This is a genomic window from Variovorax sp. OV700 (assembly GCF_900099805.1).
GTDB lineage: Bacteria > Pseudomonadota > Gammaproteobacteria > Burkholderiales > Burkholderiaceae_C > Variovorax.
Window position 1 is genome coordinate 165,210 of sequence record NZ_FNDR01000003.1, and the last position, 19,956, is coordinate 185,165.

Annotated in this window: 17 protein-coding genes; 6 read left to right on the top strand and 11 right to left on the bottom strand. The window is 65.9% G+C overall.

Features of this window, described 5'->3' with window-relative positions; genetic code table 11:
- Positions 1-104 precede the first annotated feature (104 nt).
- Complete coding sequence (locus BLR24_RS07925; RefSeq protein ID WP_093015287.1) at positions 105-2,408, bottom strand: NADP-dependent malic enzyme; 2,304 nt, start codon at positions 2,406-2,408, stop codon at positions 105-107.
- 241 nt (positions 2,409-2,649) lie between these two features.
- Here BLR24_RS07925 and BLR24_RS07930 point away from each other — a divergent pair, with 241 nt between their 5' ends.
- Complete coding sequence (locus BLR24_RS07930; protein ID WP_093015289.1) at positions 2,650-3,987, top strand: NAD(P)/FAD-dependent oxidoreductase; 1,338 nt, start codon at positions 2,650-2,652, stop codon at positions 3,985-3,987.
- A gap of 9 nt (positions 3,988-3,996) precedes the next feature.
- On the opposite strand, the gene BLR24_RS07935 is transcribed toward BLR24_RS07930, so the two are convergent.
- Genes BLR24_RS07935 through gcl form a run of 3 tightly spaced genes read right to left on the bottom strand, consistent with a single transcriptional unit; the run spans position 3,997 to position 7,538 of the window.
- Entirely contained in the window at positions 3,997-4,905 is a 909-nt protein-coding gene (locus BLR24_RS07935) for a 2-hydroxy-3-oxopropionate reductase (RefSeq protein WP_093015292.1), read from the bottom strand.
- 36 nt (positions 4,906-4,941) lie between these two features.
- Positions 4,942-5,727, bottom strand: coding sequence for a hydroxypyruvate isomerase (gene hyi / locus BLR24_RS07940; RefSeq protein ID WP_093015295.1), 786 nt, complete (start codon positions 5,725-5,727; stop codon positions 4,942-4,944).
- A 17-nt stretch (positions 5,728-5,744) separates the two neighbouring features.
- A complete protein-coding gene (gene gcl / locus BLR24_RS07945) occupies positions 5,745-7,538 on the bottom strand; it encodes a glyoxylate carboligase (protein ID WP_093015298.1) in 1,794 nt (597 codons plus the stop codon).
- A gap of 110 nt (positions 7,539-7,648) precedes the next feature.
- Between gcl and BLR24_RS07950 the strand changes: the two genes are divergently transcribed.
- On the top strand, positions 7,649-8,551 hold the full coding sequence (locus BLR24_RS07950; RefSeq protein ID WP_093015301.1) for a LysR family transcriptional regulator: 903 nt from the start codon (positions 7,649-7,651) through the stop codon (positions 8,549-8,551).
- A 20-nt stretch (positions 8,552-8,571) separates the two neighbouring features.
- Here the strand turns inward: BLR24_RS07950 and BLR24_RS07955 are convergent, their stop codons facing one another.
- The 5 genes from BLR24_RS07955 to BLR24_RS07975 form a co-directional block, all read right to left on the bottom strand.
- Entirely contained in the window at positions 8,572-10,080 is a 1,509-nt protein-coding gene (locus BLR24_RS07955) for a carotenoid oxygenase family protein (protein ID WP_093015304.1), read from the bottom strand.
- A gap of 12 nt (positions 10,081-10,092) precedes the next feature.
- On the bottom strand, positions 10,093-10,524 hold the full coding sequence (locus BLR24_RS07960; RefSeq protein ID WP_093015306.1) for a DUF2141 domain-containing protein: 432 nt from the start codon (positions 10,522-10,524) through the stop codon (positions 10,093-10,095).
- A 174-nt stretch (positions 10,525-10,698) separates the two neighbouring features.
- Positions 10,699-11,781: an AI-2E family transporter gene (locus tag BLR24_RS07965; protein WP_093015309.1), complete on the bottom strand. Its 1,083-nt coding sequence runs from the start codon at positions 11,779-11,781 to the stop codon at positions 10,699-10,701.
- Positions 11,782-11,890: 109 nt separating this feature from the next.
- Positions 11,891-12,595, bottom strand: coding sequence for a GntR family transcriptional regulator (locus BLR24_RS07970; protein WP_093015312.1), 705 nt, complete (start codon positions 12,593-12,595; stop codon positions 11,891-11,893).
- A 5-nt stretch (positions 12,596-12,600) separates the two neighbouring features.
- Complete coding sequence (locus tag BLR24_RS07975; protein WP_093015315.1) at positions 12,601-13,935, bottom strand: C4-dicarboxylate transporter DctA; 1,335 nt, start codon at positions 13,933-13,935, stop codon at positions 12,601-12,603.
- A 223-nt stretch (positions 13,936-14,158) separates the two neighbouring features.
- Between BLR24_RS07975 and BLR24_RS07980 the strand changes: the two genes are divergently transcribed.
- On the top strand, positions 14,159-15,103 hold the full coding sequence (locus BLR24_RS07980; RefSeq protein ID WP_093015318.1) for an IS110 family transposase: 945 nt from the start codon (positions 14,159-14,161) through the stop codon (positions 15,101-15,103).
- Positions 15,104-15,254: 151 nt separating this feature from the next.
- Here BLR24_RS07980 and BLR24_RS07985 read toward each other — a convergent pair whose 3' ends face one another.
- Together BLR24_RS07985 and katG are read right to left on the bottom strand one after the other, a co-directional pair.
- Positions 15,255-15,485: a hypothetical protein gene (locus BLR24_RS07985; protein ID WP_093015321.1), complete on the bottom strand. Its 231-nt coding sequence runs from the start codon at positions 15,483-15,485 to the stop codon at positions 15,255-15,257.
- Between the two features lie 164 nt (positions 15,486-15,649).
- Entirely contained in the window at positions 15,650-17,833 is a 2,184-nt protein-coding gene (gene katG, locus BLR24_RS07990) for a catalase/peroxidase HPI (RefSeq protein ID WP_093015324.1), read from the bottom strand.
- A gap of 564 nt (positions 17,834-18,397) precedes the next feature.
- Between katG and BLR24_RS07995 the strand changes: the two genes are divergently transcribed.
- Genes BLR24_RS07995 through pilV form a run of 3 tightly spaced genes read left to right on the top strand, consistent with a single transcriptional unit; the run spans position 18,398 to position 19,949 of the window.
- Positions 18,398-18,844, top strand: coding sequence for a type IV pilin protein (locus BLR24_RS07995; protein ID WP_093015327.1), 447 nt, complete (start codon positions 18,398-18,400; stop codon positions 18,842-18,844).
- Positions 18,835-19,314 carry a GspH/FimT family pseudopilin gene (locus tag BLR24_RS08000; RefSeq protein ID WP_093015329.1) on the top strand — a complete coding sequence of 160 codons (480 nt, stop codon included), beginning with the start codon at positions 18,835-18,837 and terminating at the stop codon, positions 19,312-19,314. The genes BLR24_RS07995 and BLR24_RS08000 overlap by 10 nt, the downstream gene beginning before the upstream one ends.
- Complete coding sequence (gene pilV / locus BLR24_RS08005; RefSeq protein WP_093015332.1) at positions 19,314-19,949, top strand: type IV pilus modification protein PilV; 636 nt, start codon at positions 19,314-19,316, stop codon at positions 19,947-19,949. The genes BLR24_RS08000 and pilV overlap by 1 nt, the downstream gene beginning before the upstream one ends.
- The last annotated feature ends 7 nt before the right edge of the window (positions 19,950-19,956 follow it).

A 19,956-nucleotide genomic window follows, 5' to 3' on the forward strand; every position in this document is an offset into this window, starting at 1 on the left:
GCGCCGCATCGAGGCACGGCGTGCACCTGATCGGCCCGCAATGAAAAACGCCCCGCTGCGTGCGCAGCGGGGCGTTCGGACGAAGAGAAGAAAGCGGGGAGCGCCTACTTCAGCGCCGTGGTCGCGTTAGCCACAGCCAGCGCCGTCATGTTGACCACGCGCCGCACCGTCGACGACGGCGTGAGCACGTGCGCCGAGCCCGCGGCGCCCAACAGGATGGGGCCGACCGTGATGCCGTTGGCACCGGTCATCTTCAGCACGTTATAGAGGATGTGGGCCGAGTCGAGGTTCGGGCACACCAGCAGGTTGGCCTCGCCAGTGAGGGTGCTTTCGGGCAGCGCGGTGCGGCGCACTTCTTCCGACAGCGCCGCATCGCCGTGCATCTCGCCGTCGCATTCGATGTCGGGTGCCAGCTGCGCGAACAGGTCGCGCGCGAGCCGCATCTTGCGCGCCGAGCCGCGGTTCGAGGTGCCGTAGTTCGAGTGCGAGAGAAAAGCCACCTTGGGCGGCAGCCCGAAGCGGCGCACCTCTTCGGCCGCCATCAGCGCAATGCTCGCCAGCAGCTCGGCGCTCGGGTCTTCGTTCACGTTGGTGTCGGTGATGAAGACCGTGCGCTTCTCGAGCGTGAGCGCGTTCAGCGTGGCAAAGCCCGGCGCGCCGCGCTTCAGGCCGATGAGGTTGCGGATGTGCTCCAGGTGCACGTCGAAGCGCCCGACCAGGCCGCAGATCATGGCGTCGGCATCGCCCAGGTGCATCATCAGCGCCGCAATGGTGGTGTTGGAGCGGCGCACCATGGTCTTGGCGGCCTCGGGCGTCACGCCGCGGCGGCCCATGAGCTTGTGGAAGCTCTCCCAGTAGATGCGAAAGCGCGGATCGTCCTCGGGGTTGACGATCTCGAAGTCGGTGCCCGCGCGGATGTGCAGCCCGGCCTTCTGGATGCGTGCCTCGATCACCGCGGGGCGTCCCACCAGGATGGGCTGGGCCAGGCCTTCGTCGATGGCCCATTGCGCGGCGCGCAGCACGCGCTCGTCCTCGCCCTCGGCGTAGGCCACGCGCTTGGATGCGGCGATCTTGGCGGCGCCGAATACCGGCCGCATGAACATGCTGGTCTGGTAGACGAAGCGCGTCAGGTGCTGGCGGTAGGCATCCATGTCCTCGATGGGCCGTGCGGCCACGCCGGAGGCGGCGGCGGCCTTGGCCACGGCCGGCGCGATGCGCAGGATGAGCCGCGAATCGAAGGGCTTCGGAATGATGTAGTCGGGCCCGAAGGAGAGTTCCTGGCCCGCATAGGCCGTGGCCACCTCTTCGCTGATGTCGGCCTTGGTGAGCTCGGCGATCTCGCGCACGCAGGCCAGCTTCATTTCTTCCGTGATCTTGCTGGCGCCGCAGTCGAGCGCGCCGCGGAAGATGTACGGGAAGCACAGCACATTGTTGACCTGGTTCGGGTAGTCCGAGCGGCCGGTGGCAATGATGCAGTCGGGCCGCACGGCCTTGGCGAGCTCGGGGCGGATTTCGGGCTCAGGGTTGGCCAGCGCCAGGATGATCGGCTGGCCGGCCATGGTCTTCACCATGTCGGCACTCATCACGCCGGGCGCGGAGCAGCCCAGGAACACATCGGCGTCCTTGACCACGTCGGCCAGGGTGCGGGCGCCGGTGTCTTTCTGGGCGTAGCGCGCCTTGGATTCGTCGAAGCCGCCCGCGCGGCCCATGTAGATCAGGCCCTTGGAGTCGCAGGCGTAGATGTTGGCGGGCTTGACGCCCAGGCCCACCATCACGTCCAGGCAGGCAATGGCGGCCGCGCCGGCGCCCGAGACGGCGACTTTCACCTCTTCGATCTTCTTGCCGACCAGTTCCAGGCCGTTGATGAGCGCCGCGGCCGAGATGATGGCCGTGCCGTGCTGGTCATCGTGGAAGACCGGGATGTTCATGCGCTCGCGCAGCTTCTTCTCGATGTAGAAGCACTCGGGCGCCTTGATGTCCTCGAGGTTGATGCCGCCCAGCGTGGGCTCCAGCGCCGCGATGATGTCGACCAGCTTGTCGGGGTCGTTTTCGGCCAGTTCGATGTCGAACACGTCGATGCCGGCGAATTTCTTGAACAGGCAGCCCTTGCCTTCCATCACCGGCTTGGCGGCCAGCGGGCCGATGTTGCCCAGGCCCAGCACAGCCGTGCCGTTGGTGACCACGCCCACTAGGTTGCCACGCGCGGTGAAGTCGGCCGCCAGCGACGGATCGGCCGCGATGTCCAGGCAGGGGTAGGCCACGCCCGGCGAATAGGCCAGCGACAGGTCGCGCTGGTTCAGCAAGGGCTTGGTCGGCGTGATCGAGATCTTGCCCCTGACGGGCGAGCGGTGGTATTCGCGCGCTGCTTCGCGAAGAGCTTCTTCTGCGGGCGAGAGAGGTGCAGCCATGAAAAGTCTCCTTGTTTCTGACGGGCAATGAGGCTACCGCAAAAGCGGGGCCTGTTCAGAGAGGGGGAATGCCGAAAACGCCTGAATCCATAGCCAATTCGGTAGGGGGCGCCGGTTCGCTAAACTCCGAAAGTGTTAGCCAACGTCAACTTAGGTTGCACGAGGCAATGCAACGCCGTGCAGCCCAAGCGCCCGGCCATCGTCAACCAAGACACACACAAAGACAACGGAGGGGCAGCGCATGACACCCGGAGCTTTCACCACCACCGACCCCGACGTCGTGGTCATCGGCGGCGGGCCTTCGGGCTCGACCGTGGCCGCGCTGCTTGCGGACAAGGGCCACGACGTGGTGCTGATCGAGAAGGCGCAGCACCCGCGCTTTCACATCGGCGAGTCGCTGCTGCCCATGAACATGCCGCTGTTCGACCGGCTGGGCGTCCGCGCCGAGGTCGAGGCCATCGGCCTGCGCAAGCACGGTGCGGAGTTCGTCTCGCCCTGGCACGACCACAGCAGCCACTTTCACTTCGCCGAGGCGATGGACAAGAGCTTTCCGTATGCCGTGCACGTGCGCCGCTCGGAATTCGACGAACTGCTGTTCCGCCATGCCGGCAAGCGCGGCGCGCGAACTTTCGAGGGGCAGCGGGTCACCGGCGTCGACATGGACGCCGGCAAGGGCAGCCCCGACAACCGTCTGCTGGTCAAGGTGAAGGCCGACGACGGCACCGAAACCAGCTGGCGCCCGCGCTTCGTGATCGACGCGAGCGGGCGCGACACGCTGCTGTCGAACCAGTTCGACGCCAAGCAGCGCAACCGCAAGCATGCGAGCGCGGCGCTCTATGGCCACTTTGCCAATGCCCAGCGCAGGCCCGGCCGCTTCGAGGGCAACATCACGCTGTTCTGGTTCGACCACGGCTGGTTCTGGTACATCCCGCTGAAGGACGGTACCGTGAGCGTCGGCGCGGTGGCATCGCCCGCCTATTTCAAGCGCCGCAAAGGCTCGCTCGAAGAGTTCCTGATGGAAACCATTGCGCTCGCGCCCAAGCTGGCCGAGCGCCTGAAGAACGCCACGCTGATGGAAGGCGCCACCTCCACCGGCAATTACGCCTACGACAGCAAGTTCTGCCGCGGCGACCGCTTCATGATGGTGGGCGACGCCTACGCCTTCGTCGACCCGATGTTTTCCTCAGGCGTGTACCTGGCGATGAACAGCGGCTTCGAGGCCGCCACCGCGGCCGACCACTGGCTGAAGGGCGAGGCGAAGGAGGCCGAACGCGCTTTCCGGCATTACGAGAAGGTGATGAAGCACGGACCAAAGATGTTCTCGTGGTTCATCTACCGCATCACCTCGCCGGCCATCCGCCGGCTGTTCATGGCGCCGCGCAACATCTGGCGCATGCAGGAGGCGCTCTTGTCCATCCTGGCGGGCGACCTGTTCCGCAACACGCCCATCGGCCCGCGCTTCTGGGGCTTCAAGGTGACCTACTACGCCTCGTGCCTCGGCATCCTGCCGCAGGCCGTGAAGACCTGGGCATGGCGCCGCCGCAACCTCAAGGAATCGCTCGAGGCCGCGAAGACCTGAGCCGCAGGCTCAGTCCGGGGTCACCGTGTGCTGGGCGAGCGCTTCGAGCGCGCGCACCAGCGCGGAATGGTCCTGCTGGCCATGGCCCAGCGCCGCGCAGGCGTTCATGAGCTGCGCCGCGCCGGCCGTCTGCGGCAAGGCCACGCCCAGCGCCCGGGCGCTTTGCAGCGCCAGGTTCAGGTCCTTCTGGTGCAGCGAAATGCGGAAGCCCGGGGCGAAGGTGCGCTTGATCATGCGTTCGCCGTGCACTTCGAGGATGCGCGAGCTCGCGAAACCGCCCATCAGCGCCTGCCGCACCTTGGCCGGATCGGCCCCCGCCTTGGAGGCGAACAGCAGCGCCTCGCCCACAGCCGCGATGTTCAGCGCCACGATGATCTGGTTGGCCACCTTGCAGACCTGGCCGTCACCCACGTTGCCCACCAGCGTGACGTTCTTGCCCATCTTCTCGAGCAGCGGCCGCACATGGCCGAAGGTGCCTTCGTCACCGCCGCACATGATGGTGAGACTCGCCGCCTTGGCGCCCACTTCGCCGCCCGAGACCGGCGCGTCGATGTAGCCGCAGCCGAGCGCGATGATGCGCTTGGCAAAGCCCTTGGTGGCAATCGGATCGATGGAACTGCAGTCGACCACGATCTTGCCGCGCGAGTCCTTCAGGCCTTCGGCCACGCCCACCGTGCCGGGCTCGCCGAACAGCACTTTCTCCACGTCGGGCGTGTCGGGCACCATGATGAAGATCACATCGGCCCGGCGCGCCACCTCGGCCGCCGAGGCGCAGATGGTTGCCTTCGAGATGAAGGGCTCGGGCGTGTTGCCCTGGGTGTTCACGAAAAGCTGGTGCCCCGCGTCGAGCAGATGGCCGGCCATGGGTGCGCCCATGATGCCGAGGCCGATGAATCCGATTTTTTGAGATTGCGACATGTCTTCAGTTTCCTTGGATGCTGTTGTCTTCTTCGTTCACTTCTGCTGGGTCAGGGCCCGGCGCCATCCGAGACCGTCGACCGTATTCGTGCGCGGCTTGTATTCGCAGCCGATCCAGCCGTCGTAGCCGATCGAATCGATGTGCCTGAAGAGCCACGGGTAGTTGATTTCGCCCGTGCCCGGCTCGCCGCGCCCGGGGTTGTCGGCCAGTTGGATGTGGCCGATGTGCGCGAGGTTTTTCGACAGCGTGTTGCCGAGCTCGCCTTCCATGCGCTGCGCGTGATAGATGTCGTACTGCACCCGCAAGTTGGAAGAGCCCACCTCGTCGATCAGCGCCAGCGCCTGGTCGGTGCGCGTCAAGAAGAAGCCCGGGATGTCGAAGGTGTTGATGGGCTCGATCAAAAGCCGCAGGCCGGCCGCTTCGAGTTCACCGGCGGCAAGGCGCAGGTTCTCGACCACGGTCTTATGCGCGGCCTCGGTGCTCACGCCCGCCGGCACCTTGCCGACCAGGCAGTTGAGCTGCGGGCAGCCCAAGGCTGTGGCGTAGTCGATGGCCATCGCGATGCCTTCGCGGAACTCGCCGGTGCGGTCCGGATGGCAGGCGATGCCGCGCTCGCCCTTGTCCCAGTCGCCGGCCGGCAGGTTGTGCAGGACTTGCTGCAGGCCGTTGGCGCGCAGGGCCGCGGCGAGTTCCTTCTTCTCGAAGGGGTAGGGAAACAGATATTCCACCGCCTCGAAACCCGCCTTGGCGGCGGCTTCGAAACGTTGCATGAACGGCAGCTCGGTGAAGAGCATCGTGAGGTTGGCTGCGAACTTGGGCATGGTGCGTGTCTCCCTGCTCAGTCCAGCATCTCGGCCGCGACGGCGGTCGGCGCATCGGCCGGGTGCTCGGCCAGGGGCTCGAACTCGGTGATGTTGTCGATCTCGGTGCCCATCGCGATGTTGGTCACGCGCTCCAGCATCACTTCGATGACGACCGGCACGCTGAACTCGGCCATCAGCGCTTCGGCGCGCTGGATGGCCGGCGCAATCTCTTCCTGCTTGTTCACCCGGATCGCCTTGCAGCCCAGGCCTTCGACGACCTTCAGGTGATCGACGCCGTAGCTGCTCTCGATGCCGGCGTCAGGCCCCGCATTGATGTTGTCGAACGCGAGCTGCACGCAGTAGTCCATCTCGAAGCCGCGCTGCGCCTGGCGGATGAGGCCGAGGTAGGAGTTGTTGACCACGATGTGGATGTACGGCAGCTTGAACTGCGCGCCCACCGCGAGTTCTTCGATCATGAACTGGAAGTCGTAGTCGCCCGAGAGCGCGACGATCTTGCGCGTCGGGTCGGCGGCGCGCACGCCCAGCGCGGCCGGAATGGTCCAGCCCAGCGGGCCGGCCTGGCCGCAGTTGATCCAGTGGCGCGGGTTGTACACGTGCAAGAACTGCGCGGCCGCGATCTGCGAGAGCCCGATGGTGCTCACATAGCAGGTGTCGTTGCTGAAGTTGTTGTTCATGCACTGGTACACGCGCTGCGGCTTCATCGGCACGTCGGCGAAGTTGGTCTTTCGCAGCATGGTCTTCTTGCGCTCGATGCACGACTTGGCCCAGGTGCGGCGGTCGGTGAGCTTGCCGGCGGCCTTCATCTCCTCGGCGACCTGGACGAAGAGCGCGAGCGCGGCCTTGGCGTCCGAGACGATGCCGAAGTCGGGCGTGAACACGCGGCCGATCTGCGTGGGCTCGATGTCCACGTGCACGAAGGTGCGGCCCTTGGTGTAGACGTCGACTGAGCCCGTGTGCCGGTTGGCCCAGCGGTTGCCGATGCCCAGCACGAAGTCGCTCGCCAGCATGGTCGCATTGCCATAGCGGTGGCTGGTCTGCAGGCCGCACATGCCGGCCATCAGCGGGTGGTCGTCGGGGATCGAACCCCAGCCCATCAGCGTGGGAATCACCGGCACGCCGGTGGCTTCGGCAAAGCGCACGAGCAGGTCGGACGCATCGGCGTTGATGACGCCGCCGCCGGCCACGATCAGCGGGCGCTCGGCCGCGTTGAGCATGCCGATGGCCTTCTCGATCTGGGCCCGCGTGGCGGCCGGCTTGTAGGGGGTGAGCGGTTCGTAGCTGTCGATGTCGAACTCGATCTCGGCCATCTGCACGTCGAAGGGCAGGTCGATCAGCACCGGGCCCGGGCGGCCCGAGCGCATCAGGTGGAAAGCCTGCTGGAACACCTGCGGCACCTGGCCGGGTTCCCGCACCGTGACCGACCACTTGGTGACCGGCTTGGAGATCGACTCGATGTCGACCGCCTGGAAGTCTTCCTTGTAGAGCCGTGCGCGCGGCGCCTGGCCGGTGATGCAGAGGATGGGAATCGAATCGGCCCAGGCCGAATAGAGGCCCGTGATCATGTCGGTGCCCGCGGGCCCCGAGGTGCCGATGCACACGCCGATGTTGCCGGCCACGGCACGCGTGTAGCCCTCGGCCATGTGCGAGGCGCCCTCGACGTGGCGCGCGAGGATGTGGCCGATGCTGCCGCGCTGGCGCAGCGCGGAATACATCGGGTTGATGGCCGCGCCGGGCACGCCGAAGGCCTGCGTCACGCCTTCTTTTTCCATCACCAGCACGGCGGCCTGGACCGCTTTCATTTTTGCCATGGGACTGTCTCCTTAGTGGCGTCCACTTTATGAAGCAGAGGCCATTCGAAGAAGACGGCTGCGGGCCATAAAACCTATTCCACAGCGGAATAAGTCAGTACGATCCGGTCATGGACCGATTGCTGGCAATGGAAATGTTCGTGCGCGTGGTCGAGACCGGCAGCTTCTCGAAGGCGGCGCTCGAGTTCCACACCACGCAGCCCACCGTGACCAAGCAGGTCGCGGCCACCGAGGCGCGCCTGAAGGTGCGGCTGCTCAACCGCAACACGCGCGGCGTGAGCCTTACCGAGCCGGGCGCGCTCTACTACGAGAAGTGCAAGAACATCGTGCGCGAGGCCGAGGAGGCCGAGAGCATCGTGCAGCTGCGGCAGAACCAGGCGCAGGGGCTGCTGCGCGTGGGCACTTCGGTGGCTTTCGGCCGCCGGGTGGTGGTGCCGCTGGCGCTGGAGTACATGCGCCGGCATCCGCAGGTGCAGCTCGACCTGAGCTTCGAGGACCGGTACGTCGACCTCATCGCGCAGGGCATCGACGTGGCCATCCGCATGGGCAAGCTGGCCGATTCCTCGCTGGGCGCGCGCTATCTCGGCACCAACCCCTGGGCCATGGTTGCGGCGCCGGGCTACCTGAAGAAGCACGGCACGCCCAAGCGCGCGCAGGACCTGAGCGCGCACGTGGCCCTCGTCTACAGCAGCGTGGTGGGCGACGAGTTCTGGCGCATGCACACGCCCAAGGGCGATCCGGTGACGGTGCCCGTTTCGGGCCGCTTCCGCTCCAACAACCTTTCCGCGGTGCTGGCCGCGGCACGCGACGGCCTGGGCATTGCGCTCATGCCGCGCTACGTGGCGAGCGAGTCGCTGGCTTCGGGCAAGGTGCTCGAAGTGCTCGGCGACCATAAGCTGCCCGAGCAGGAAATCCACGCCGTCTTTCCCTCGCCCAAGCTGGTGCCCGGCAAGGTATCGGGCTTCGTGGCCTTCCTGCAGGGGCGGTTTGCCGAAGGGTGGTGGGCCGGCTGACCGTGCCCCGCCGTTCTTGGTCAGGCCGGCACGAACGCGCCGTGCAGGCCCAGCGGCAGGGCGTAGGGCAGCGTGGCCTGCGCCACCGGTCCCGCCGCCAGGTGGTCGGCCGCGAAGCAAGACAGCACCGTCTTCTGCCGGCCGAAATCGAGCACGGTGCCCAGCACCCAGCCGGGCCTGGTGCCGTCCGGCACGAAGACATGCTCTTCCACCATGGCCTGGGTGCCGTAGCTGAAGCGCTGGCTGCGACCGCTTTCGACATCGGTTCGCGCGATCGCGCCGAAGCCCGGCACGTCGAGGCGCGTCTGTGTGGCATGCACCACATGGCGATGGCGCAGGCCCACGCGGCGCGGATCGATGCGCGGAAACTCGGCTTCCTGCGCCAGCGCCTGCTGTGTGGCCTGGCCAGTGCCGAGGTTCAGCGTGGCGACGGTCAGCCGCGGATCCGTGCTCTTCACGCGGCGCGCGCGCATCACTTCGCGGTTGCTCGTGAACACCGAATCGGCGTTGTCCGAACGCACGTAATCGATGTGCACGAGCGTGCCGCGCGGCGTGCCTTCTTGCCAGGCATTGCCCACATGGAACAGGAAGCCGGCCGGCAGCGCGAGCATCTGACGCCGCTCCCAGTTCTGCTTGTCGACGACCAGCGCGCGCATGCCGAGTTCCGGCCGCCAGACGTGGGCGTCGAGAAAGCTCGCGCCGGCCTCCTTGCGCTTGCCGTCGTAGACCAGCGGCGGCATCAGGAACACCAGGTGCCGCTCGGTCACGGCGAAGTCATGGATCATCGGCATGTCGGCCACCGGCACCACGGCTGCGCGCCGCAGCGTGCCTTCGGGCGCAATCTCGTAAAGCGCCAGCAGGCCCTGGCCGGAACTCACGCCAAAGTTCCACACCGTGCCGTCCGGATCGACCTTGGGATGGGCCGAGAACGGCATGCCCGCGAGGTCGGCGCGCCAGGTCTTCACGCCCAGCGTGTCCAGCGTGCGCGCGTCGACGCGCGTGGCCGAGCCGCCTTCCCACAGCGCCAGCACCTCGCCCTGCATCGGCAGCACGCTGGTGTTGGCGACGTTGATGCTGTCGGCGGAGGTAGGCGGCTCGACGCCCGGCGGCATGGTGCCGAAGGCCTCGAACAGCCGGCGCCCGGCCCGCACCTCGGCCACGCGCTTGGGCGTGGCGACGTAGCGGCCCTGGTGCCGCACGTCGGCCCCGTCGATCACGAAGCGGTGCACCATGCCGTCGCCATCGAACCAGTGGTGATAGCGCTCGCCGCCCAGGTCGTGGCCGGCCGGGCCGATGCGAAACAGCGTGCCGGCCACGGCGTCGGGGAAGCGCCCGCGCACCGTGGCTCGGGTCAGCGGCAGGTCGTCCGGGGGCGTGGTGAAGCCGGTCTTCCAGGGCGCGGCGGCGCCTTCGAACTGGGCTTGCCAGTCGTTGGCAGTGCCGGCCGCGCGGGCCAGCGGTGTCAGTGGTGCCAAGAGGGGCAGGGCGCCGGCCGAAGCCAGCAGGCGCAGGAGTTCGCGTCGTTCCATGGCAGTGCCTTTTCAGCGCAGGTGAATGACGGTCTGCAGGTCGGCCTCGACGCTGATCGCCGCGGCTTCGAAGGCCGGCGCGGCGCGGTTGCCCTTTGCGTCGTTCGAGAAGCCGTAGCGCTCAGTCGGCATGCCTATGAGGTTGGTGTCGAGCTTGCCATTGCCGTTCTCGTCGGCGAACGCTCGCAGCGCGTAGCGCCCGGGCGCCAGTCCCGTGAACACGAGACGGGCCTTGCCGCCCTGCATCGGCGCGGTCTGCGAGGCCACGGCCTTGCTGTCGGCATAGCTGGCGGCGTCGTTGTACAGCGCCACGTAGAGCGTGGCTTCGGTGGCTGGGCCGTCGGCGACGTTCAGGCTCAGATCGGCGGCCAGACAGGCCAGCGGGGAAATGAGCGCGGCGGCGCACAGGGCGCGCGCACCCGGTCGGGGCAGTAAAAAGTTCATCGACAAGACCTCTTCTGGAAGTTGGAGGCCTCGACGATCTCGCAGCCGGCACGCGCTCGCCAGCGCCATGCGACGGAATGCGAAAACGCACGCGCGAAATGCACGCGGCAGGCGCGGGGCGCACCTGCCGCGGTGCCCGGGCCGCCTCGCCTGGGCGGCCTTCAAGGGCTTGTTTCAGCCGTTGTTCTTGTCGTCGCCAGGGCTGGTTTCGAGCTGGCCCGACTCCACGAACAGGCTCCACGCCGCCATGAACAGCGCCGCGATCACCGGCCCGATCACGAAGCCGTTGATGCCGAAGATCGCCATGCCGCCGATGGTCGACATCAGCACGATGTAGTCGGGCATCTGCGTGTCCTTGCCCACCAGCACCGGGCGCAGGATGTTGTCGACCAGCCCGATCACGAACACGCCGATGAAGATCAGGATGCCGCCCTGCCAGAAATGGCCCGTGGCAAGGTAATAGATGGCCACCGGGCCCCAGATGAGCGCCGCGCCTACCGCGGGCAGCAGCGAGAGAAAGGCCATCAGCACGGCCCACAGCAGCGCGCCCTGCACGCCCAGCAGCCAGAACGCAATTCCACCGATGGCGCCCTGCGCAATAGCCACCGCCACGTTGCCCTTCACAGTCGCGCGGATCACGGTGGTGAACTTGTTGAGCAGGTAGTGGGTGTGCGGCTTGGCCAGCGGCACAGCCTCCCGCATCATCTTCGACAGCCCCGCGCCGTCGCGCACCAGGAAATACAGCAGGTACAGCATCACGAAGAAGCTGATGACGAAGTCGAAGGTGTTCTGCCCGATGGTGAGCGCCTGGCCTGCGATGAGCTGGCTACCCTGCGCGGCGCCTGCGGAAATGCGGGCCTGCCAGGCCTCCATGTCGCCGAGGTTGAAGCGGTCGAAGATGCTCAGCAGCCATTGCGGCACGGCGTTGAGGATCTGCTGGAAGTAGGCCGCGAAATTGATCTGCCCCGAGCGGATGTTCTGCGTGACCTGTACGATTTCCTGCACCAGCGACACCCCGACCATGGCCAGCGGAAGAATCACGATGAAGAGGCAGATGGCCAGCGTCGAGAGCGCCGCGGCGTTGTGCCAGCCGGGCATTCTCTTGAGCAGCCGCTTGTAGAGCGGTGTGAACAGGATCGCCAGCGCAACGCCCCACAGCACCGCGCCGAAGAACGGCATCAGCACCCAGAGGAAGGCCACAGTGACGACGGCGAGCAGGGCGAGGAACACGCCGCGCTGGAGTTGGGGTGAATTCATAGGTGATTCGGACTGTAGCCGAGCCGGAACACGCGCCCATGTCGGTCGGCATGCACTTGTCCTTGCCGCGGCGGCCGGCGGGCCGGGCCGCCGGCCGCCGCGGCGGGCTTCAGCGCCGGGCGCGCGGCAGCGCCACCGGCGCCAGGGTGGCGCGCAGCCGGGCCGGAGCGTCGGGCTCGGCCGCGGTTTCCACCTCGAGAGAGCGTTCGACATTGCCGATGTGTTCGATCATCAGCGTGCGCGCCCTGGCCGTGTCGCCGGCCTCCAGCGCGGCGACGATGGCGCCATGCTCCGCGCAAGACTGCCCGGCTTCGTGCTTCGACTGGTAGAGCGTGGCGGCCAGCGTGGTGCGGGCCGTCAGGTCGCGCAGCACGTCGACCAACAACTGGTGCCCCATCTGCTCGGCCAGGCAGACATGAAAGTCGGCCAGCAGGAAGGCGCGGGTGGCGGCGTCGGCGGCCTCGATGGCGCGCCGCTCGTCGGCAATGTGGTCGCGCAGCTTGCGAATCACGTTTTGCAGCGGCCGGCCTTCGCTTTCGGCCAGGATGCCGGCTTCGACGATCCGCCGCGCCGAGAAGGCATCGCGCGCTTCTTCGGCCGAAGGCTCCACCACGTACCAGCCGCGGCGCGATTGCACCTCGACGAAGCCGCGTGCCTGCAGCTGCATGAGCGCTTCGCGCACCATGGTCCGGCTGACCGCGAAGTTCTCGGCCAGCGCCTGCTCGCCAAGCCGTTCGCCGGGTGCGAGCTTTTGCGCCAGGATGGCCTCGACCACGCGCTCCGCGATGGACGTGGGAGTGACGTCGGTGCTCATCGGCTTCAGTGACCGCCGACGCCCGCGCCCAAAGGCGCCGCCGGAAGTTCGGGCTCGGCCAGCGGCTCGTCGTCGGGCGAATCGGTACCGTTGAGCACGGCATGGGCACGCTCGCGGTCGATGTCGCCTTCCCACGCGGCGATGGCCACCGTGGCCACGCAGTTGCCGATCAGGTTGCCCAACGCGCGGGCGATGCCCATGAACCAGTCGACCGAAAGCACCAGCACCAGCCCGATGGCGGGAATGGCGGGAATGGCATGCAGCGTGGCGGCCAACACCACGATAGCCGAGCCCGGCACGCCGTGCGCGCCCTTGGAGGTGACCAGCGCAATGGCCAGGATGGTCAGCAGGTCGGCCATCGAGATCGGCGTGTTGGTGGCCTGCGCGATGAACACGGCCGCCAGCGTGATGTAGATCGAGAAGGCGTCCAGGTTGAACGAGTAGCCGGTGGGAATCACCAGCCCCACCGTCGAGTCGCGGATGCCCATGCGGCGCAGCTTGGCCATGATCTGCGGCAGCACGCTGTCCGACGAGGTGGTGGCGAAGACGATGGCGAGCTCTTCGCGCAGGTAGCGCAGCAGCTTCCACAGGCTGAAGCCCGAGAAGCGCATGACCAGCCCGAGCACCACGAACACGAAGATCAGCACCGCGCCGTAGAAGAGGGCGACCAGCATGCCGAGCTGCTTGAGCGAGCCGATGCCGTATTTGCCCACGGTGAAGGCAATGGCGCCCAGCACGCCGAGCGGCGCCAGCTTGATGATGATGCCCATGATCTTGAACAGCACCAGCGACAGCGCGTCCACCACCGCGCCCACCGGCTTGCCGCGATCGCCCAGCAGCGACAGCGCGCAGCCGAACAGCACCGCGAACAGCAGCACCTGCAGCACGTCGCCGGTGGCGAAGGCGTTGACCACCGTGGTGGGAATGAGCTTCATCAGGAACTCGACCGTGCCGCCGCTCGTGAGCTTGTCGGCGTTCGAGGCATAGGCGCTCATGGCGTTGGCGTCCAGCTTGCCAGGGTCCACGTTCATGCCCACGCCAGGCTGGAACACGAAGGCCAGCACCAGGCCCATTGCCAGCGCGATGGTGGTCAGCACCTCGAAGTAGATCAGCGCCTTCACGCCGACCCGGCCCACGCGCTTCAGGTCGCCTGCGCCCGCGATGCCGTGCACCACCACGCAGAACACCAGCACCGGGATGATCATCTTGATCAGCTTGATGAAGCTGTCGCCGAGCGGCTTGAGTTTGACGGCGAATTCCGGCACGAAGAGGCCGGCCAACACGCCGAGCACCAGCGCGATGACGACCTGGCCGAAGAGGGATTTGGCAAAGCGAGGCATGGAGTCTCCTTATATCTTTCGATTGGTTCAAACTTCAGCGTGCAGACCGGTTGGTGAACTGCATGCCGATCCGGTTGGCTGGCCGCGGTGCAGCTTGTGTCTCCTGCGAGCGAACAAGCTCCAACGACAGCTCAAGGCGTACCGCGGCTGCCTCGTTCTGCGTCATCCCGAATGGTTGATTGATCTCATTTCGCATCCGTAAGGCTGGGAGCCGGAGAACACCATGAGCCAACCCTTGTTTGTAGGTATCGATGTGGCCAAGGACACCGTGGAGGTGGCCTGCTCGGATGCATCGAGTCATTCGTTCACCAACAATGAAGCTGGGCACGCCAAGCTGCTGCGATGGCTGGCGCGCAAATCCATCACCTTGATCGTGCTGGAGGCCACGGGCGGCTATGAGCAGGCCTGTGCGGTGGCACTGGCGGCTGCGGGCCTGCCTGTGTCGGTGCTCAATCCGCGCCAGGCGCGTGATTTCGCACGAGCAATGGGCAAACTGGCCAAGACCGATCGCATCGACGCTGCCGTGCTGGCCGAGTTCGCTGCAGTCCTTCACGCTCGCGGCCATCAGCCCAGGCCGCTGGCCAGCATGGAGCAACGCGAACTCGCAGCGCTCGTGGCCAGACGCCGCCAGCTCGTGGTCATGCTGGTGGCAGAGCGCCAGCGCCTGGGTGTGGCCCACTCGCGCGCCAAGCCCAGCATCCAGGCGGTGATCGAGTTGCTGCTCAAGCAACTCGCCGACATCGACGACGACCTGCAACGCACCCTCAAGGAGCGCCACGCCGACCTCTCTGGCCTGCTGCAGTCGGTCAAGGGCGTGGGTCCGACCACCGCCAGTACGCTGATCGCCGAACTGCCAGAACTCGGACTGCTCACTCGCAAGCAGATCACCAGCTTGGTCGGACTGGCACCCCTGAACCGCGATTCCGGCACCCTCAGGGGTCAGCGCCATATCTTCGGTGGCCGTGCCAGCGTGCGTCGTGTGCTCTACGTCGCAGCCCTGGTTGCCACACGCTTCAATCCCGCCATCAAGGATTGCTACACCCGCCTCGTTGCCGCAGGCAAGCCCAAGAAGGTAGCCCTCGTGGCGTGCATGCGCAAGCTGCTCATCACGCTCAACGCTATCGCCCGCACCAAGACTCCTTGGCGCAAGGACTTCGCTTCGGCTTGACTTCAAGGTTTTCAAGATGGTTGCTGTCTGTCTTGTCTGGGTTTGCATGCATGCAAGCAAGGCCTTGTCTTGCATACAAACAATGTAGGCAAGATGACTTCCGAGGAGTCAGAGGGTATTCCCGGGCTCGCTGATGCCCGCGGGGGGATGTCTAGATCAATGCCCGAAGCCGGCGCTGGGCGCGGTCGAGTCCGACGACCAGGCGATTCTCGATACTTTCCGCCTCGGTGATTCGCTCGTCGAACCATGCCGCATCGGCGCATCCGGCTTGGGACATCTTCTGCATCATGACGCCGATGAGGGCGTTTTGATCCGTGATCAACCCATCCCAGAGGTCGATATCCGCCTGGGCGCCTTGTATTTCCACGTAGCTGGCCGTCATGGTTGTCTCCTGCGCCTCGCTGCATGGGCGTACGGCGCTAATTGCAAACAGGCCCGTGTCCGGACACGCGGGACACCATGGCGTTGCAGCGATGCGTCGCCGAGAACCCGCGTTCGAGCGGCGACTGCTTCCAGCTACATCAAATCGGCAACCGCGAGGATTGTCTAGACCCTGTCGAAGCGGCCAAGGTTCATCACCTTGGTCCACGCTGCAACAAAGTCCTTCACAAACTTCTCCTCTGCGTCCGAGCTGCCGTAGACCTCGGCCAGGGCGCGCAGCACTGAATTGGACCCGATGGCCAGGTCCACGCGCGTCGCACTGCCCTTGCGCTCGCCCGAATTGCGTCCAACTCCCTCGTAGAGGTTGTTTTCGCCGGGCACAGCCTTCCAGGTCGTGTTCAGGTCGAGCAGGCGCACGAAGAACTCGTTGGTCAGCGCGTGCTCTTTCTGGCTGAAGATGCCGTGCTTGGTGGCACCGACGTTGGCGCCCAGCGCGCGCATGCCGCCCACCAGCACCGTCATCTCGGGCGCCGTCAGCGTCAGCAGTTGGGCCTTGTCGATCAGCAGCGCGTCGGCAGGAACCGCGTAGTCCTTCTTCAGGTAGTTGCGGAAACCGTCGGCCACGGGCTCGAGCACCTTCATGGCTTCCACGTCGGTTTGCTCCTGCGACGCATCCATGCGGCCGGGGGTGAAGGGCACCGTCACGCTATGACCGGCGTTCTTGGCGCCCTGCTCGACGGCGGCGCAGCCAGCCAGCACGATCAGGTCGGCCATCGAGACCTTCTTGCCGCCGGATTGCGCCTTGTTGAATTCGCCCTGGATGCCCTCCAGCGTCTGGAGCACCTTGGCCAGCTTGGCCGGCTCGTTGACTTCCCAGTCCTTCTGTGGCGCCAGGCGGATGCGGCCGCCGTCGGTGCCGCCGCGCATGTCGGAGCCGCGGAAGGTGGCGGCCGAGGCCCAGCCCGTCAGCACCAGGTCGGACACCGACAGGCCCGAGGCCAGGATCTTGGCCTTGAGCGCCGCGGCGTCCTTGTCGTCGATCAGGGGATGGTCGACCTTCGGGATCGGGTCTTGCCAGATCAGCTCTTCGGCGGGCACTTCCGGGCCCAGGTAGCGCGAGCGTGGACCCATGTCGCGATGCGTCAGCTTGAACCAGGCTCGCGCAAACGCGTCGGCGAACTGCTCGGGGTGCTCGAGGAAGCGCCGGGAGATCTTTTCGTAGGCTGGGTCGAAGCGCAGCGAGAGGTCGGTGGTCAGCATGGTCGGCAAGCGCGTCTTCGACTTGTCGTGCGCATCCGGAATGTCCGCCGCAGCGCCCTTGGCCTGCCACTGTCCCGCGCCCGCCGGGCTCTTGACCGCTTCCCACTCGAACTTGAACAGGTTCTCGAAAAAGTGGTTGCTCCATTGCGTCGGCGTCTGCGTCCATGTGACTTCGAGGCCACTGCTGATCGCATCGCCGGCGATGCCGCTGGCGTGGGTGCTCTTCCAGCCCATGCCCATTTCTTCCAGGTCGGTTGCTTCGGGGACCGAGCCGACCAGGTCCGCCGGACCAGCGCCGTGGGTCTTGCCGAAGGTGTGGCCGCCGGCAATCAAGGCGACGGTTTCCTCGTCGTTCATCGCCATGCGGGCGAAAGTCTCACGGATATCCCGAGCCGCCGAGACCGGGTCGGCGTTGCCGTTCGGGCCTTCGGGGTTGACATAGATCAGGCCCATCTGCACAGCCGCGAGAGGGTTCTCCAAGTCGCGGTCTCCGGTGTACCTCTTGTCTTCGAGCCAGGTGGTCTCGTTGCCCCAGTAGACGTCCTGATCGGGTTCCCACGTGTCCGGGCGGCCGCCGCCGAAGCCGAAGGTCTTGAAGCCCATGGATTCCAGGGCCACGTTGCCGGTCAGGATCATCAGGTCGGCCCACGAGATCTTGCGGCCGTACTTCTGCTTGATCGGCCACAAGAGGCGCCGAGCCTTGTCGAGGTTGACGTTGTCGGGCCAGCTGTTGAGCGGCGCAAAGCGTTGCTGGCCCCGGCCACCGCCGCCACGACCGTCGCCGGTACGGTAGGTGCCGGCACTGTGCCAGGCCATGCGGATGAACAGAGGCCCGTAGTGCCCGAAGTCCGCCGGCCACCAGTCCTGCGAGTCGGTCATCAGCGCACGGAGATCCTTCTTCAGCGACTCGTAGTCGAGGCTCTTGAACTCCTTTGCGTAGTCGAAGTCCTTGCCCATCGGATCGGACTTGGAGGAGTGTTGGTGAAGCAGGTCGACCCGCAACTGATTGGGCCACCAGTCACGATTGACATGGCCGCGGCCCACCGCATGGTGGACGGGGCACTTGGATTCCGCTTGCGTCTGGCTCATGGGGAGTCTCCGGTTATTTGATTGAGACGTGTGCATTCTGAATCCGCGCGGACCAATAGGGCAAACGCTTTGCCTATGACGGCGATAGCGCACTATCCACGCTGACGGACCACGGTCGCAACCATGGCAGCCAGGCGGAGTGGGACTCAGACGGTGGTGGACGGATTTGTGCGCTGGCGGTGAAATCACGTCTGTCGCAACGAAGAGGTGGTAACGAGCGACGGCAGCTGGGAGGCACTGTCCTTTCAGGCTCTTGGCGTCTCCGGACAAGTGCAGTAGGCCGGAACTCTTTGGGCTGAAGGGGTAGTGCATGACTTGGGTTTTGGGCACTTCCTGCAGCCATGCTGATCAACGACTTGCGTGTCTTCCGGCCCATAGTTTGTCCCCCGTGGGCCTCAGGTCTGGGGCGTCGCGCTCGCGCAACTAGTATGAATTGATGTGACATTTTCACATTCCTCACATATAGTCACATTTAAACGACCCTGCTTCCGGTTCAATTTGAGATCGGGCGGCAAATGGCCGTGTCTTATGTATCAGTTTTCACGAAAATCGAAGACGGCATCAATGCGTGTCAGCTTGTCCGGCCCCCAGCCTGGGCCGGCAGGGGTGCGCGGTTTCACGCTGATCGAACTGATGGTGACGGTGGCGATCGTCGGCATCCTCGCGGCCATCGCTTATCCGTCGTACACCAACTACATCGTTCGCTCCAACAGGTCGGCGGCCCAGGGTTACATGCTTGAGGTCAGCAGCCTGCAGCAGCGTTACCTGCTGGACGCGCGGACCTATGCCGCTGACCTTGCCACGCTGAATTCGAGCGTTCCCTCCCACGTGTCGTCCAACTACACAGTCACGACGCCCCTCAAGACTGGAACCACGCTACCTGGCTTCACGGTCACTGCAACGCCGATCGGCAGCCAGTTGGCGCGCGACACCGCCTGCGGAACGCTGACCATCGATGAAGCGGGCACGAAAACCGCGTCGGGCTCCAGCGGAGTCGCGGGATGCTGGTAGGCCGCCGTCCAAAGCTCCGCGCGCGGGGCTTCACGCTGATTGAACTGGTTACCACCATCACGGTCATGGCGATCCTGGCCGGCCTCGCGTTGCCGTCCTTCAGCGCATTCATCGCCAACCAGCGAATCCGCAATGTCTCCTTCGACCTGATGGCCGCCATCACGCTCGCCCGGAGCCAGGCTGTCACCCGCAACACCAGCGTGTCCCTGCAGAAGGTCGGTACCGACTGGGACGGCGGCTGGAGAGTGAGCGACGGCACTCTCACGTTCCACAACCAGGAAGCCTACAAGAACCTCTCGATCACCGATTCGCAGGGCTTGGGCGCCATCACCTATGGCAAGGATGGCCGCACCGTGACAACGAGCACCAAATTCACCATCGCGCCGTCGCCCGAGGTGAGCGGCGTGAGTTCGCGCTGTGTCTCCATCGGCCTGAGCGGCGTGCCGAGCAGCAGCACGGGAGCCTGTTGATGTCGCATCGTACTTATGGCCACCTGCCTTGGATGGCCGCACCCCAGCAAGGGATCGCGCTGATCGAGGTGCTGGTCTCGCTCGTCATCCTGCTGTTCGGGCTGCTCGGCCTCGTGGGGGTGAGCAGTCGTTCGAGCACGGCCGAAATGGAGTCCTACCAGCGAGTCCAGGCCCTTCAGCTCGTGCAGGACATGTCGGACCGCCTCAATGCCAACCGGAAGGTTGCGACGTGCTACTCCAACGGAGCGACCGGCGTGAAATTGGGCACCGGCACCGGGAACACCGGGGCTGCCAGCTGCGCCGCGGGCAATGCGCAGCAGCAGGCGCGGGCCGTGGCCGATCTGGCGGCCTGGGACAACATGCTCAAGGGGCAGGCCGAGATCCAGCCGGCCGCCACGCCCGGCCAGGCGAGTACCAATGTCGGCGCCATGATCGGCGCCATCGGCTGCGTGACGCTCGACGACGCCGCGAACAACATCTACATGATCGCCGTGTCGTGGCAAGGCCTCGTCAAGACGGCCGCGCCGACCCTTGCAGATGGCGCCACCGCGTTCCCTTGCGGAAGCGGCGCCTACAGCGACGAGAAACTGCACCGGGTCGTCACCACCAAGGTCCGGATCGGGGCGCTGTCGTGAGAAAGCC